Origin of the sequence: Rhodococcus sp. 06-156-4, from assembly GCF_002259345.1 — a bacterium.
Classification (GTDB): Bacteria; Actinomycetota; Actinomycetes; order Mycobacteriales; family Mycobacteriaceae; genus Rhodococcoides; species Rhodococcoides fascians_E.
Genome location: NZ_NPGB01000028.1, coordinates 200,799 through 216,067, shown reverse-complemented (window position 1 = coordinate 216,067; position 15,269 = coordinate 200,799). Strand labels below are relative to the sequence as shown.

The 15,269-nt window shown below is 65.6% G+C and carries 17 protein-coding genes; 8 read left to right on the top strand and 9 right to left on the bottom strand.

Annotation, left to right across the window (positions count from 1 at the left end; all coding sequences use genetic code 11):
• The first annotated feature begins 8 nt into the window (after positions 1–8).
• Positions 9–950 carry an alpha/beta fold hydrolase gene (locus CH290_RS20920; protein ID WP_020110980.1) on the top strand — a complete coding sequence of 314 codons (942 nt, stop codon included), beginning with the start codon at positions 9–11 and terminating at the stop codon, positions 948–950.
• Positions 951–984: 34 nt separating this feature from the next.
• Here CH290_RS20920 and marP read toward each other — a convergent pair whose 3' ends face one another.
• From marP to nth, 4 genes are read right to left on the bottom strand one after another with little or no spacing between them, the layout of a single operon-like run.
• The gene (gene marP, locus CH290_RS20915; RefSeq protein WP_019662953.1) at positions 985–2,175 is read right to left on the bottom strand and encodes an acid resistance serine protease MarP; all 1,191 of its coding nucleotides are present in this window, start codon (positions 2,173–2,175) and stop codon (positions 985–987) included.
• A complete protein-coding gene (locus tag CH290_RS20910) occupies positions 2,172–2,882 on the bottom strand; it encodes an NUDIX hydrolase (RefSeq protein ID WP_019662952.1) in 711 nt (236 codons plus the stop codon). The genes marP and CH290_RS20910 overlap by 4 nt, the downstream gene beginning before the upstream one ends.
• A complete protein-coding gene (locus CH290_RS20905) occupies positions 2,879–3,538 on the bottom strand; it encodes a TlpA family protein disulfide reductase (protein WP_033190098.1) in 660 nt (219 codons plus the stop codon). Before CH290_RS20905 ends, CH290_RS20910 begins: the two co-directional genes overlap by 4 nt.
• Positions 3,535–4,401 (bottom strand): endonuclease III, encoded by an 867-nt coding sequence (nth, locus tag CH290_RS20900; RefSeq protein WP_033190097.1) that lies wholly within the window; start codon positions 4,399–4,401, stop codon positions 3,535–3,537. Before nth ends, CH290_RS20905 begins: the two co-directional genes overlap by 4 nt.
• Before the next feature lie 80 nt (positions 4,402–4,481).
• On the opposite strand from nth, the gene CH290_RS20895 reads away from it, so the two are divergent.
• Positions 4,482–4,733 carry a hypothetical protein gene (locus CH290_RS20895; protein ID WP_019662949.1) on the top strand — a complete coding sequence of 84 codons (252 nt, stop codon included), beginning with the start codon at positions 4,482–4,484 and terminating at the stop codon, positions 4,731–4,733.
• Between the two features lie 246 nt (positions 4,734–4,979).
• Complete coding sequence (locus CH290_RS20890; protein WP_019662947.1) at positions 4,980–5,654, top strand: Crp/Fnr family transcriptional regulator; 675 nt, start codon at positions 4,980–4,982, stop codon at positions 5,652–5,654.
• Here CH290_RS20890 and CH290_RS20885 read toward each other — a convergent pair.
• The gene (locus CH290_RS20885; RefSeq protein WP_019662946.1) at positions 5,651–6,430 is read right to left on the bottom strand and encodes an MBL fold metallo-hydrolase; all 780 of its coding nucleotides are present in this window, start codon (positions 6,428–6,430) and stop codon (positions 5,651–5,653) included. The genes CH290_RS20890 and CH290_RS20885 overlap by 4 nt on opposite strands.
• Before the next feature lie 17 nt (positions 6,431–6,447).
• Here CH290_RS20885 and CH290_RS20880 point away from each other — a divergent pair, with 17 nt between their 5' ends.
• The gene (locus tag CH290_RS20880; RefSeq protein ID WP_033190096.1) at positions 6,448–7,293 is read left to right on the top strand and encodes a Gfo/Idh/MocA family protein; all 846 of its coding nucleotides are present in this window, start codon (positions 6,448–6,450) and stop codon (positions 7,291–7,293) included.
• 4 nt (positions 7,294–7,297) lie between these two features.
• Here CH290_RS20880 and CH290_RS20875 read toward each other — a convergent pair whose 3' ends face one another.
• Complete coding sequence (locus CH290_RS20875) at positions 7,298–7,750, bottom strand: RidA family protein (RefSeq protein WP_026347400.1); 453 nt, start codon at positions 7,748–7,750, stop codon at positions 7,298–7,300.
• Between the two features lie 2 nt (positions 7,751–7,752).
• Positions 7,753–7,920: a Sp36 family protein gene (gene sp36, locus CH290_RS20870; protein ID WP_094620701.1), complete on the bottom strand. Its 168-nt coding sequence runs from the start codon at positions 7,918–7,920 to the stop codon at positions 7,753–7,755.
• Positions 7,921–8,013: 93 nt separating this feature from the next.
• Here sp36 and CH290_RS20865 point away from each other — a divergent pair, with 93 nt between their 5' ends.
• The 3 genes from CH290_RS20865 (at position 8,014) to bagB (ending at position 11,569) form a co-directional block, all read left to right on the top strand.
• A complete protein-coding gene (locus CH290_RS20865) occupies positions 8,014–9,375 on the top strand; it encodes a wax ester/triacylglycerol synthase domain-containing protein (protein ID WP_033190095.1) in 1,362 nt (453 codons plus the stop codon).
• A gap of 65 nt (positions 9,376–9,440) precedes the next feature.
• Positions 9,441–10,448, top strand: a complete 1,008-nt coding sequence (gene bagA / locus CH290_RS20860; RefSeq protein WP_019662941.1) for an ATPase BagA — start codon at positions 9,441–9,443, stop codon at positions 10,446–10,448.
• Positions 10,445–11,569, top strand: a complete 1,125-nt coding sequence (gene bagB / locus CH290_RS20855) for an ArsA family ATPase (protein ID WP_033190094.1) — start codon at positions 10,445–10,447, stop codon at positions 11,567–11,569. Before bagA ends, bagB begins: the two co-directional genes overlap by 4 nt.
• A 6-nt stretch (positions 11,570–11,575) precedes the next feature.
• Here the strand turns inward: bagB and CH290_RS20850 are convergent, their stop codons facing one another.
• Entirely contained in the window at positions 11,576–11,899 is a 324-nt protein-coding gene (locus CH290_RS20850; protein WP_026347399.1) for a WhiB family transcriptional regulator, read from the bottom strand.
• Positions 11,900–12,269: 370 nt separating this feature from the next.
• Between CH290_RS20850 and CH290_RS20845 the strand changes: the two genes are divergently transcribed.
• Complete coding sequence (locus CH290_RS20845; RefSeq protein WP_020110986.1) at positions 12,270–14,630, top strand: penicillin-binding protein; 2,361 nt, start codon at positions 12,270–12,272, stop codon at positions 14,628–14,630.
• A 69-nt stretch (positions 14,631–14,699) separates the two neighbouring features.
• Here the strand turns inward: CH290_RS20845 and CH290_RS20840 are convergent, their stop codons facing one another.
• A complete protein-coding gene (locus CH290_RS20840) occupies positions 14,700–15,164 on the bottom strand; it encodes a GatB/YqeY domain-containing protein (RefSeq protein ID WP_019662937.1) in 465 nt (154 codons plus the stop codon).
• Positions 15,165–15,269: the final 105 nt, after the last annotated feature.

Genomic DNA, 15,269 nt, shown 5'->3' with positions numbered 1-15,269 from the left:
CACCGAACATGAGCCAGCCCGACCCGTCGACGGTGCGTTTCGCCGGCCCCTGGACGCACCGGGACGTACATGCCAACGGCATCCGCTTCCACGTCGTCGAGGCAGCCGATTCACCTGCCGACGGCCCTCTCGTGGTGCTGCTGCACGGCTTCGCCGACTTCTGGTGGTCCTGGCGTCACCAGCTCACGTCGCTGACCGAAGCCGGCTACCGCGCAGTCGCCGTCGACCTACGCGGATACGGGGACAGCGACAAGCCGCCCCGCGGATACGACGGATGGACGCTGGCGGGCGACGTCGTCGGCCTCATCAGGGCTCTCGGTCATTCGCGGGCTGCACTCGTCGGGCACGCCGACGGCGGACTCGTGTGCTGGGCCACGGCCGCGTTGCACCCCAGGATGGTGAGCGCGATCGGCCTGGTCGGGTCGCCGCACCCGATCGCGCTACGTCGGTCGGTACTTCGCGACAAGGCACAGCGACGAGCCCTTCTGCCGTTCTTTCTGCGCTATCAAGTGCCTCTCGTGCCGGAGCGTTCCCTGACGAAGAAGAACGGTGAGGCCGTCGAGCAGCTGTTCAGGTCGCGGACCAGCCCTGCCTGGCAGGGCACCGAGGAATGCACCGACGCCGTGACCCAGCTGCGGTCCGCGATCCGCATCGCCGGTGCCGCGCACTGTGCGCTCGAATATCAGCGGTGGGCGTTCCGCAGCCAGTTCCGCGGCGACGGCCGTCGTTTCATGAAGGCGATGGACACGTCGCTGGACATCCCCGCGCTGCAGATTCGCGGCGAACTGGACCCGTACGTCCTGGCCCGCACCGTCCACGGCGACGTCGGATGGGCACCGCAGCGGCGTCTGCACACCGTTCTCGGCGCCGGTCACTATGCGCACCAGGAGTCGCCCGGTGAGGTCACCGATCAGCTGAAGGAGCTCCTGGAGTCGTCCGGCGTCCGCTGACCCCGCATAAGTACTCACATGCGGCGGAGCCGCATCAGACGATGCACGCTCCCGTACCCACCGGCACCGGGGCGTTCATGCTCTGCGCGAGTTCGTCGGCAATCTCGGCTGCGGTCAACACGAATCCGGTGTCTGGGTCGTCCACGGCAGCGCCGAAGACCAAGCCCAGAACCTGCCCGTCCTCGGTGACGAGCGGGCCACCGGAGTTGCCCTGCCGGACGGTGCCGCGGACGGTGTACACCTGACGCTCGACGGTTCCGGTGCGGTAGATGTCCGGGCCGTTGAGGTTGAGCATCTCGCGCACCCGCGCCGGGCTGGCCGTGTAAGGACCGCCGCCCGGGTAGCCGAGAACGATCGCGCTCTCGCCGGACACCGCAGGATCGGGAGCGAAGTTCAGAACCGGCGCCTGCAGCCCGGGCACGCGAAGGATCGCCACGTCCTCCTCGGGATCGAACAGGACGACGTCGGCATCGAGGACGGTACCGAGCGAGTCGACGGTGACTCCGTCGGTGCCCGCGACCACGTGGGCGTTGGTCATCACCAGTTCCGGCGCGACGACGAATCCCGATCCTTCGAGCGCTTTCTGGCAGCTCGGCGCGACACCGCTGATCTTCAGCACACTCTCGTGCAGCTGGTCCACGACGGGGCTGGCCTGCAGAGCCGGATCGGGTACGTCGACGTTCGCTACCGGGGTGCGGCCGAACGGTCCGATGACGTCGGGCAGACCCGACGTGTCGAGCAGTGCGGAGAACTCCTTGGGGACCTCGCGAAGCCACCCGGGCGCGACGTCGTCGACCTTTCCGAGCACCGTCGATCCGCGCACGGCACTGGCTACCTCCGGTTGCGACGACGACGTCAGCGGGATGGCGAGCAACCACGCCGCCGCGAGCACCGCAACGGCCTGCAGCCCAGCGCCCACGACGCTGTCCACCGATCGTGCTCCGCGAGAATGCATTCCGCTGCGCAATGCCCGGCCCAACACCATTCCCGACACTTCACCGACGATCACCAGCACAACGATCAGCGCGATCCCGACGAGCACACGCATACGTGACCCGTCCACGTGAACCAACACGTGGGGGGCGATCAGGATGCCCGCGACCGCACCGAGCACCACACCCAGAAACGCCATCGCCGACGCCACCGCGCCCTGCCGCCATCCCGAGGATGCCGCCACCAGCGCGACGCCGAGGACGATGATGTCGACCCATGTCGAACCGGTCACTGGTCCAGACCCTCCCCTACTGTGGCCAAACTCGTCTCCAGATCACGGATGTCGTCGGTGTCCCAGTCCAGTTCCCACCCGGACACCGCGAGCAGGCCTGCCAGAATACCGCCGGTGAAGCCCCACACCAGCATCCCGTCGACCGCGAATGCGGGGCCTTGATATCCCGCCGGGTGTCGGACCTGGAATCGGTTGTCGGGATCGATCAACGACCGGATGGGCACTCGCACCACCCGCGCGGCCTCGGCGGTGTCCACGACGCCGACCTCGCTGGGGTTGCGCCAGTACGCGAGCACCGGGACGACGTCGAACCTCGACGGCGGCACGTAGATGCCGGGCAGGGTGGCGAGCGGTTCGACGCCTCCCGGGTCGAGGCCGGTCTCCTCGACCGCTTCGCGCAGAGCCGTCGCGACCGGCGAATCGTCCTCGGGATCGGTGGCCCCTCCCGGGAAAGCCACCTGACCACTGTGTTGACGCAACGTCGCTGCTCGCTGAGTCAAAAGCACGTCCGCATCGGCAGGCACTCCGCCCTGCGCCGTCGGGTCCGCATCCTCCGAACCACCGAACAGCACCAACACCGATGCCGCACGCACGATCGCGCCGTCGGGCGCCGTACGTTCGAGCACCGGATTGGTACCCGTCGTGTCGATCAAGCCTCGTTCGCCACTCGCTGCGTCGACGACCTTCCTCAACCACTGCGGAGTCATCGGCTGATTCCGAGCCCCGCGGACACGGCGTCGTCGATCTCCTGAACACTGTCGAACGGTTGTGGCAGCACCTCGGCGACATTGCCATCCGCGCCCACGAGAATCGACACGGGGAGCACATTCGGTGCGCCGACGGCTGCTGCTATGCGCCCTGCCCCGTCCTGCACACCCGGCAACGTCACCCCGTAATCGGCGAGCTTCGTCAGCCCGTTCGACTCGTTCCGGTCCTGGTGCACGGTCAACACCGTGACCCGTCCCTGCATCTGCGACGCGTACTCCTGCAGATGCGGCAACTCCTGCGCGCACGGACCGCACCAGTACGCCCACAGGTTGATCAACGTCGGAGCCCCCGCGAGAGCGCGGCCCAGATCCACCTGCGAACCGTCACCGATGCACTCGAGCACGATCCCGGCCAACGGACCGGACGAGTCGTTCTCGGCGGACGGCGCCGGGCAACTCTGCAACCCGGCACGCTCACGCAGCGGGGCAAGCGCCTCGGCGGTGTCCGCGGACCGCCGCTCCTCGACGACCGGCGCACCCTGCCCGGGCATCCCCGTCACCGGCTCCGGATCGTCGCCGCGCGGCCAGATCGCGTAGACCAACGCCACGACCACCAGCAACGCCGCCAACGACCACCTCGCCGCAGACCCCGTCACCGCGGCCCCCCACCAGATCGTTCCGCAGACTCTGGCTCCACTCCTGCTTCATGGGGTCGTTCCGCAGGCTCCACTCCTGCTTCACCGGGTCGTTCCGCAGGCTCCACTCCTGCCAACTCGAGGAGGTGGTCCGTTTCCGGGCCCTTCACGAGCGCCGCTGCCTCCACCTTGTCGGTCGGGCCGAGGCCGTAGGAAGGACAGTCCTTGGCGAGGACGCAGACACCGCACGCGGGCTTGCGGGCGTGGCACACGCGGCGTCCGTGGAAGATCACGCGGTGGCTGAGCAGTGTCCATTCCTTGCGCTCGATCAGCGCGCCGACGGCATGCTCGACTTTCACCGGGTCCTCCGCGTCGGTCCACTGCCACCGTCGGACGAGTCGGCCGAAGTGGGTGTCGACGGTGATCCCCGGTACGTCGAACGCGTTCCCCAGCACGACGTTTGCGGTCTTTCGTCCGATTCCGGGGAGCGTGACGAGGTCCTTCAAGCGAGCCGGGACCTGACCGTCGAACTTCTCCAGCAGGGCGGATCCGAGTCCGATCAGCGAGTTCGCCTTGTTTCGGTAGAAGCCGGTGGTGCGGATGTACTCCTCGAGTTCCGTTCTGTCGGCTTCGGCGTAATCCTTGGCAGTGCGATATCTCACGAATAGCGCCGGAGTAACCATGTTGACGCGTTTGTCGGTGCACTGCGCCGACAGAATGGTGGCGACGGCCAGTTCGAGGGGGTTGGTGAAGTCGAGTTCGCAGTAGACGTGCGGAAACGCGACGGCGAGCTCTCGGTTCATTCGTCGCGCTCGGCGTTTGAGCCCCAATGCGGTCTCTTCGCGTTTGCGCACGTCGAGCGCCGACGGAGCTGTCGATTTCACTCCACAACTGTACGGACAAGAATCTGCAACGAATCGGCCCTGTGTTCTTATCGAGACCTTTTCGGTGTTTACTGCTCGGTATGCAAGGACTCGCCGTAGTGCTCTTCCCTGTGCTCCTGATGTTGTTCGCCCTCGCCATGGAGCGCGTGGAGTTCCGCTTGAGCAAGCTCGGTGTCCGCGAACAAGAAGTGCAGGAGTTCCTCGATCAGGCCAGCACCTCCGAGGTCGCGACCCTCGCGAACGAGGGCATGCCGCACGCTCTCGCTCGCTTCAACAGCCGCAAGCGTCGTACCCCGGCTTCCGAGGAACTCGCGGATCAGCGCGCAAGCTGAGCCCGAAATGTCGCATTTCCGATGAACAGCGGCTGAACAATTCGTTTAGTTCACAACCTTCACGGCACGTCGGTGGTGCCGATCACTCGTTATCCATCTCGGCGAAGTAGACTTCACCGAGATAATTGTCATGTTTGATTACTGACGTGAGCTCGTCGAGCCTCAGGCTCGCCGGGAGCACGTAAGCGAGAAACGCCTTTCGTCGACGCGGGTGACCACGCCGGCGACATCCCAAAAGGAGCGCAAGTGGACGACGTCCTGGCACGGGCCGGCATCTTCCAAGGAGTCGAACCCTCTGCGGTAGCAGCGCTGACGAAGCAGCTGCAGCCGGTCGATTTTCCTCGTGGACATGTGGTCTTCAACGAGGGCGAGCCCGGTGACCGGCTGTACATCATCGTCTCCGGCAAGATCAAGCTCGGACGCCGTTCTCCCGATGGCCGCGAGAACCTGCTGACCATCATGGGTCCGTCGGACATGTTCGGTGAGCTGTCCATCTTCGATCCGGGTCCCCGCACGTCCACCGCGACGACGGTCACCGAGGTCCGCGCGGTCAGCATGGACCGCGACGCTCTGAAGGCTTGGATCGACCAGCGCCCCGAGATCGCCGAGCAGCTTCTGCGCGTGCTGGCTCGCCGGTTGCGTCGTACCAACAACAACCTCGCGGATCTGATCTTCACCGACGTCCCCGGCCGTGTCGCAAAGGCGCTTCTCCAGCTGGCGCAGCGCTTCGGCACCCAGGAAGCCGGTTCGCTCCGCGTCACGCACGACCTGACGCAGGAAGAGATCGCTCAGCTCGTCGGCGCATCGCGTGAGACCGTCAACAAGGCACTCGCGGATTTCGCGCACCGCGGTTGGCTGCGGCTCGAGGGCAAGAGCGTGCTGATCTCCGACTCCGAGCGTCTGGCTCGCCGAGCTCGCTAGCTCTCTCGAAGGTAGGTCAGCTGCGCCTTGACGGACATGCGCGCAGCTGGCCACAACTTCTTGTCCACGTCCGCGTAGACGTGCTTGACCACCTTCATCGGCTTGGCATCCTCGCCGAGTACCGCCAACGCAGCTTTGATCTGCTCGAGGCGTTCCAGCCGGTGCTTTCGGTACATTCGCGCAACCTCCGCTGTGTCGGCCACCTCGGCTCCGTGCCCGGGTAGCGCGATCTTGCCTGCCCCTGCGGCTTCGAGCCGGTCCAGCGACGCCAGGTAGTCCGCGAGAGTCCCGTCCTTGGGATCGAGGACCGTCGTGCCGCGACCGAGGATCGTGTCCCCGGTGAGAATCGCGTCGTCGAGTACGAAGCTCGACGAATCCGCTGTGTGGCCGGGAGTCGCGAGAACGGTGATCTTCAACCCGGCCGCCTCGATGACCTCGCCGTCGACCAACGCTGTGCTGCCGTAGACGAATTCGTCGGAGAACGCGCGGATCGGTGCGCCCGTCTTCTTGTGGAACCGCTTCAACCCACCCGTGTGATCGCCGTGCCGATGCGTCACCAGCACGAGAACCACAGTGCCCGACGCGGCCACCGCGTCGAGATGCTTCTTGTCCTTCGGCCCCGGATCGACGACGACCACGTCATCGCTTCCGGGTGCGCGCAGAATCCAGGTGTTGGTGCCGTCGAGTGTCATCTTTCCGGGATTGTCGGCGAGCAGAACCGCTGCCGTCGGTGTGACCTGTCGAAGCTGACCGTATGCCGGGTGCGCGAGAGTCATAGTCGTACTTTAAGAGCATGAGAATCGGATTGGTCGGCGCGGGTCCATGGGCTCGCGCCACACACGCCCCGTCCCTTGCCGCGCACCCCGCTATCGACTTCGTGGGCGTGTGGGCCCGCCGCCCCGATGCAGCTGCAGGGATGGGCGCCCCGGTCTACGACAGCGTCGAGACACTGATGGCCGACGTGGATGCCGTCGCGTTCGCCGCGCCCCCGGAAGTGCAGGCCGGCTTGGCCATCGCAGCAGCCGAGGCGGGAAAACACGTCGTGCTCGACAAACCCATCGCGTCGAACCTGGACGACGCCACCCGGCTTGCCGACGCCGTCGCCGACGCAGGCGTCGGCTCGATCGTGGCGTTGACCAGGCGGTTCGCTCCGGAGACACGTGAGTTTCTCGCCGAGGCCGACGGACGGGATTGGAGTTCGGCGTCCGGGACCTGGCTGTCCGGGGCAGTGCTCGGAGGCGAGTACTCGAATTCACCGTGGCGTCGACGCGACGGTGCCCTGTTCGACGTCGGGCCGCACGTCTTCGATCTGCTGGACCTGACCCTCGGGCCCATCACCGGCGTGGCGCTGAGCCGTCGGGACGAGTCTTCGGACACCTGGACCGTGGTGCTCGAACACGAGGGCGGGAAGTTGAGCACGTCGCGCCTGTCGCTCGCCACACCGGTGCAACCGTCGGTCTTCCGGGTGGAGATCAGCGGCAGCGACGGTGTGCTGTCACTGCAGGACCGTTCGACACCGGCGACCGACTGCTTCCGAGTTCTTCTCGACGAATTCCTCGAGTCGATCGCCGGGGGCGTCGAGCATCCCTGTTCCGTTCGCCGCGGGCTCCATCTTCAGCGAGCACTCGACGCCGTGTGACGGCTCAGACCTCGACGATCAGCTCGACCTCGACGGGGGCATCGATCGGGAGTTCGGCTACACCGACGGCGGACCTGGCGTGCTTTCCCGCGTCACCGAAGATCTCGCCGATCACGTTCGACGCCCCGTTGACGACGGCAGGCTGACCGGTGAAACCGGGAGCCGACGCGACGAATCCGACGACCTTCACGACGCGCTTGATCGAATCGACACCGACGAGCGAATTGATCGCCGCCAGCGCGTTCAGTGCGCAGACACGCGCAGCGTCGGCGGCATCCTCGGCCGACACGTCCGCGCCGACCTTCCCGGTGGCCGTCAGCTCACCGGAAACCAACGGCAGCTGACCCGACGTGTAGACCAGCGATCCGGTCTGCACGGCGGGAATGTACGCAGCCAGCGGCGGCACTACCGGAGGTAACTCGATCCCGAGTTCGGCCAAGCGCTCACTCCACGCCATCGCTAGGCCTTCGGGCGCTTGAAGTAGGCCACCAACGTGTCGCCACCGTTGGGACCGGACATGATGGTGACGAGTTCCCAGCCCTCGGCACCGTAGTTGTCCAGAATCTGCTTGGTCGCGTGAATCAGCACCGGCGCGGTGAAGTACTCCCAGATGATCTTTTCGCTCATGCCGGTGAGCCTAGTCGGCGGTCATGCCGCAGTCCGATCGACCGGACGCTTCGACGGTGTATCGGCCGGGCGTCATGTGAGAGGGTCGAAGCCGTGAGCCGTCTGGACATCCTCGACGCGGCATTTCACTATGCCTCGAAGAGCACATCACGAGACCAATACGTGCTGCTGACCTTCGACACAGGTGACCTCCCGTCCCCGACGTTCGACGAGATCACGGAGTTCATCGGCGTACGTGCCCGATCGATTCCGGACCTGAACAAGCGTCTCGTCGAGATCCCCGGAAACCTCGATTACCCGTATTGGTCCCGAAGCGGCGAACCTCCTAGGATTCTCCAATTCGATTCTCGCACATGGGAAGGCGTCGTCGACGAACTCGGTCTGCTGGTGCAGACGCCCGTCGATGCAACTCGAGCCGCCTGGCAGGTCCACGTGGCACGAGATGTCGAGGACGTACCGCACGCATCGGGGCGCGCACTGGTCGTGGTCTTTCAGGTAAGCCACGCACTGACCGACGGACGAGGGGCGACGCGGCTCGCGCGGGCCCTGTTCTCGGTGGAGCCGCCACGCCCTCGTCCATCCCAGGCACGCCTGTTCAAGCCTCACCTGCGTGTTCCGGTGGCGGTGGGAGCCGCTGCCGCCCTTCCGTTTCGTCTGGTGGCCGCGCGTCTTGCCGCGCGCCGCTCACGCCGTACCTTCGAGCGTGCGCGCGGGTCCATCACCGATCGAAACGTCCTTCGACCGTCCATCGTGGGCAACGTCGAGCCCACCGGAAACCGTGTCGCCCATGTGATCCCTTGTGCTCCACTTCGGGTCACCGGGACCCGATTCAGTGTCACAACCACGGCCTTGACCGCCGTCGGCCTCGCCACCGAGCGCTACCTCGAGACCATCGGCGATCCAGTCCCGGACACACTGAACGCGCTCGTGCCCATGGGACTTCCCGAGGACGTGTCGTGGCCCGCCGAGAACCGCGTCGTGAACGGAGACGTCGACCTTCACGTCGGCGTGCCCGACATCGCCGAGCGCGCAAGACGAACCGCGGCGTCGTTGTCCGAGACACGCAGGAACGTCCTCGACCCGCTCCTTCTGCGGTGGATCGAAGCCGAGAATCTCGTACCCGCTCCGGTCTTTCTCGCTGTGGACAGACGCGCACGCAAACATGCACCTCGTGAGCGCACCGTTCACGAATCGGTGACGAGCAACCTGACGGTCGTCAGTGTCGACCGCGGGGACACCGATCTGGAACTGTGCGGGGCGCCCTGTCTCTTCTCCGGCGGCTTCCCGATGCTCGGCCCCGCCCGCTCCGTCACCCACGGCTTCTACGGCCTGGGCGACACGGTCACGATCTGCGTGACTGCGTGCCCCGACACCTTCCCCGACCACGCCCGCTACGTCGACATTCTGAAGCAGGCCGTGGACGACGTAGTCGCCGTGATCAAGGACGCGAGATAGTCGCCGCGACCTCGGACCGCACGGTTCCGCCGAGGTGACATCCGATTCGTCTATATGGTCGTGTTGTGGTCACATCGAGTTTCGAAGGTTGGCCGGAGAAGGCCGACACTGCGCGGTTGCACTTCGTCTCCGGCAAAGGCGGCACCGGTAAGTCGACGGTTGCCGCCGCGCTTGCGTTGGCACTCGCGGCCGACGGTCGGCGAGTGTTGCTGGTGGAAGTCGAAGGCAGGCAGGGCATAGCCCAGCTGTTCGACGTTCCCCCACTCCCGCCCGTCGAGACGCGGGTGGCGTCCGCGGACGGCGGCGGTGAGGTCTACGCGCTGGCCATCGACATCGAAACTGCGTTTCTCGAGTACCTCGACATGTTCTACAACCTAGGTTTCGCCGGGCGCGCCATGCGCAAGATCGGCGCGATCGAGTTCGCGACCACCATCGCCCCCGGTCTACGCGACGTCCTGCTGACCGGCAAGGTCAAGGAGTGCGTCGTCCGCACCGACAAAGCCGGGAAACGCGTGTACGACGAGGTGGTCGTCGATTCACCTCCCACGGGCCGTATCGGCAACTTCCTCGATGTCACCAAGGCGATGGCCGACCTGGCCAAGGGCGGCCCGGTCCGCTCGCAGAGCGAGGGCGTCGTCCGGTTGCTGCATTCGGCCGACACCGTCGTACATCTCGTGACGTTGCTCGAGGCGTTGCCGGTGCAGGAGACGGCGGATGCCGTGACGGAGCTGGAGGCAGCCGATCTGCAGTTGGGCACCGTCATCGTCAACCGCACCGAGCCGACGTACCTGCCGGAGGAGTCGCTCGACGACGCGGCACACGGAACCGTCGACGTCGCCGCACTCAGAACCGGGCTGGAGAAGACAGGAATTTCCCTGTCCGACGACGATTTCGCAGGCTTGCTGACGGAAACGATCGAGCACGCGTCGACGCTGGCAGCTCAGGTGGACAGTGGCCGTCAGCTCGACGAGTTGGATTCCGCGAGACTGCGCCTGCCGATGCTGGCGGACGGCGTCGACCTGGGCGGGTTGTACGAACTGGCGGCAGAACTCAGAGAGCAGGGTGTGAAATGAGCAAGGCTGCAGCGCCCGTACTCGACGTCGAGAAAATTCTTCGGGGTGCCAACTCCCGCATCGTCGTGGTGTGCGGGGCAGGTGGCGTCGGGAAGACGACGACAGCGGCGTCGATGGCGCTTCGAGCGGCGGAGCAGGGCCGCAAGGTCGTGGTGTTGACGATCGATCCAGCGCGGCGTCTGGCCCAAGCACTCGGGGTCGACGAGCTCGACAACTCGCCACAGCCGGTGAAACTGCCTGCCGGGGCGACGGGCGAACTGCACGCCATGATGTTGAACATGCGTCGGACGTTCGACGAGATGGTGATCGAGCACTCGACGCCGGAGAAAGCCGAGCAGGTGCTGGCCAACCCGTTCTATCAAACGGTGGCCTCGTCGTTCTCCGGAACGCAGGAGTACATGGCGATGGAGAAACTCGGCCAGCTCGCGTCCGACTCGACGTGGGATCTGATCGTCGTGGACACCCCACCGTCGCGCAATGCTCTGGATTTTCTCGATGCGCCGCAGCGTCTCGGCTCGTTCCTCGACGGACGTTTCATCAGGTTGTTGATGGCGCCGGGACGCGGCCTGACGCGGATGGTGACCAGCGCGATGAGCCTGGCCCTGCGCGGCGTGTCGACGGTGATCGGTAGTCAGATGCTCACCGATGCGTCGGCGTTCGTGCAGTCGCTCGACTCGATGTTCGGGGGCTTCCGCGAGCGCGCGACGCGCACTTACCAGTTGCTTCGCGAGAGCGGCACCAGCTTCGTCGTCGTCGCGGCGGCCGAGCCGGATGCGTTACGCGAGGCTGCGTACTTCGTGGATCGATTGAGCGGTGAGGGAATGCCGCTGGCCGGCCTGATCCTGAACCGGACGCACCCGACGCTGTTGTCGCTGCCTGCCGATCACGCCGTCACGGCTGCCGATCAGTTGGAGGGCTCGGACGACGGGAAGCTCGCCGCCGCGGTGCTGCGCATTCACGCCGCCCGGGCAGTGACGGCCGCTCGCGAACTGCGCCTGCTCCGACGGTTCACCTCGGCACACCCACGGGTCCCGATCGTCGGCGTGCCGTCCCTTCCGTTCGAGGTGTCGGACCTGCATGCGCTCCGCGCGGTGGCGGATCAATTCACCAGGTCCGCGTAGGTCCGTTCAGATCGCGGCCTGCTGCTGGCGCTGCGTCTCGAAGAAGTCCGACCAGGAGTCGACCTCGGGGTGCTGCTTGAGCAATGCACGACGCTGACGTTCGGTCATGCCACCCCAGACACCGAATTCCACGCGGTTGTCGAGCGCGTCGGCACCGCACTGCATCAACACCGGGCAGTGCCGGCAGATGGTCGCGGCTTTGCGCTGTGCTGCTCCCCGTACGAACAGCTGGTCAGGATCGGTGCCCTTGCACCGTGCCTGCGCTACCCACGCAATGCGTGCTTCTGCTTCTTCCACATCTAGCCGCGTCGGTGCTGCTGTCGTGTGCATTGCGGATCCCCTTTGCAGTTCGAACGTCCTTGCTGAACGTTCCAGAAGCCCCTGCGGCGCTGCTTCGACCTCGATCTCCACTGCTCGAAGCACATCGGTCTAGGAGCTGCCCCACATTCATATACAAGTGTTATGTGAATCACACCGTGCTCATAATTTAGGTAAATCCGGCGACGAACGCAAGACGAGAGAGGCAACTTTCTGGTACGACCGTCCCGACCTGCGGTTCCTCGCTCGACCTGTGATCCATTACAAGAAGACGCGCTCCGTAACGACTCGACAGCGCACCCCGGAAGCGGCGGGATCATCTGCGTTTCTGGGCCAGCTGCAGTAGTCCACGTACGCTGTGCTCGTGTCAGTTGGAAAAACCGTGGCGAAGCTCGCCGGATGTTCCGCACTCGCGGGTGCGCTGTTGGCCGGAGTCATGTTCCCGTTGGCAGGCGGGTTCGGCTATGCGTCGAATCGGGCTGCGGACACGGTGGACAACGTGTCCGCCGAATTGGTCGAAGGCGCGGTCCCGGCGGTGTCCACGATGGTCGACGCCGCAGGCAACCCGATCGCGTGGCTGTACGAGCAGCGACGCTTCGAGGTACCGAGCGACAAGATCTCCAACGAGATGAAGCTCGCCATCGTCTCCATCGAGGACAAGCGGTTCGCCGAGCACCAGGGCGTCGACTGGCAGGGCACGTTGCGCGCGTTCCTCACCAACACCACGAGCGGCCAGGTCGAACAGGGCGCGTCGACGTTGGATCAGCAGTACGTGAAGAACTACCAGCTTCTCGTCGTCGCCAAGACCGACGCCGAGCGCCGCGCCGCGATCGAGACGACGCCCGCTCGTAAGATCCGCGAGATCCGCATGGCGTTGACGCTGGACAAGGAACTCACGAAGGACGAGATCCTCACCCGCTACCTCAACCTGGTGCCGTTCGGAAACTCGTCGTTCGGCATCCAGGACGCCGCGCAGACCTATTTCGGTATCGACGCCAGCCAGCTCGACGCGAAGCAGTCCGCGATGCTCGCGGGCATGGTGCAGTCCAGCTCGGCGCTCAACCCGTACACCAACGAGCAGGGCGTCACCGAACGCCGCAACATCGTGCTGGACACGATGATCCAGAACATCCCGGACCGGGCCGACGAGTTCCGCCAGGCCAAAACCGAACCTCTCGGCGTTCTCCCGGTGCCGCAGACTCTCCCGCGAGGATGCATCGCCGCCGGTGACCGCGGATTCTTCTGCGACTACGCATTGCAGTACCTCGCGAACGCCGGTATCAGCCGCGAACAGATCGACAAGGGCGGCTACCTCATCCGCACCACACTCGATCCGGCTGTGCAGAACTCCACCAAGGCATCGCTGTCGTCGAACTCGAGCCCGACGCTCGACGGCGTCGCCACGGTCATGAACGTCATCGCACCCGGCCAGGACTCGCACCGCATCCTGGCGATGGGAAGCAGCCGCACGTACGGTCTCGACGCCGACACCGACGAAACGGTTCAGCCGCAGCCCTATTCACTCGTCGGGCACGGCGCCGGATCGATCTTCAAGGTCTTCACCACCGCCGCAGCGATGGAACGAGGACTCGGAACCAGCGCCACCCTGCAGGTACCCCGCCGAGCCGAAGTCAAGGGCCTGGGCGACGGCGGTGCTCGTGGCTGCCCGGCCAACACGTACTGCGTCGAGAACGCAGGCAACTACCCGGCGTCGCTCTCCATCACCGATGCGCTCGCCCAGTCGCCCAACACGGCGTTCGTGAAGCTGATCGAATCCGTCGGAGTCGCACCCGTCGTCGACATGTCCGTTCGTCTCGGCCTGCGGTCCTACGCGGACCCGAACACCTCGGGCTTCGACGAACAGAGCATGGCCGACTTCCAGAAGAACCAGAACCTCGGTTCCTACACACTCGGACCCACCTGGGTGAACCCACTGGAGCTGTCCAACGTGGCCGCGACGCTGGCGTCGGGCGGCAAGTGGTGCCCGCCCACTCCGATCGACTCGGTGTTCGACCGCGAAGGCAAGCCGGTCCCCGTGACTCAGCAGGCCTGCGAGCAGGTCGTCGAGCCCGGTCTGGCGAACACTCTCGCGAACGCGATGAGCAAGGACGACCAGGCAGGCGGCACATCGGCGTCGGCTGCGGGATCCGTCGGCTGGACGCTCCCGATGTCCGGCAAGACCGGTACGACGGAGTCTCACATGTCGTCGGGCTTCCTCGGCTTCACCAACCGCTACGCCGCAGCCGTGTACACCTACGGCGACTCGCCGACCCCCGGTGAGATCTGCTCGTTCCCACTTCGTCCGTGCGGGTCCGGCAACCTGTACGGCGGTAACGAACCTGCGCGCACCTGGTACGACGCCATCGACCCCGTTGCGAACAACTTCGGCCCCGTCGAGCTGCCACCCGTCGACCAGAAGTACGTGCGTGGGTCGGCCAACGGTCAGGTTCCCGACGTGACCGGTCAGAGCCAGAGCTCGGCAACCTCGACGCTCCAGGGCGCAGGCTTCCAGGTGACGGTCGCGACGACAGCCAACTCGGCGTCCCGCGGCACGGTGACGGGTGTGTCCCCGTCGGGTTCGGCAATCCCGGGATCGACCATCACGATCTACGTCAGCGACGGATCGGTGCGGGAGGCCCCGCCTGCTCCGGCTCTGCCGGAACTTCCGCCGGGCATCGAACTACCGGCCATTCCGCCGGGGCTGCAGATTCCCGCCATCCCGGGCATCACCGCACCGCGATAAGCGGCTCCGCCGCATGTGAGTGGAAATGTAGGCCAGGGCCTGCATTTCCACTCACATAGGGCATCAGTGTCAGAGGCGGTCTTTGACGGCCTTCGACACGCGCGATCCGTCGGCCTTACCCGCAGCCAGTGCGGAGGCGACCTTCATGACCTGGCCCATCTGCTTCATCCCAGGCCGTTCGCCGATTTCTTCGGCCACCTGGGCGATGGCGGTGTCGGCGACATCGGCCAATTCGGCGTCCGTGAGCGGCGTCGGCAGGTATTCGTCGATGATCTGCGCTTCGGCGCGCTCGTTCGCTGCGAGCTCTCCGCGGCCGTTCTCGGTGTAGATCTCGGCGGATTCGCCGCGCTTCTTCGACTCCTTGGCAAGGACTTTCAGTACCTGCTCGTCGGTCAGATCGTGCGCTTCCTTGCCGGAGACCTCCTCGGTCTGGATCGCGGCGAGAAGCATACGGATCGTGGCCGTGCGGAGCTTGTCCTTGGCCTTCATGGATGTGGTCAGGTCGGCTCGGAGCTGGGATTTCAGTTCGGACATGTACCAGAACGCTACGCGGGCGCCGTCCGCATCCGCACGTCGATTACCTGTACTGACGTATCGTGGGAAACGTGTCCGTGAAAAACAATGCTTGGACCCTCCCGT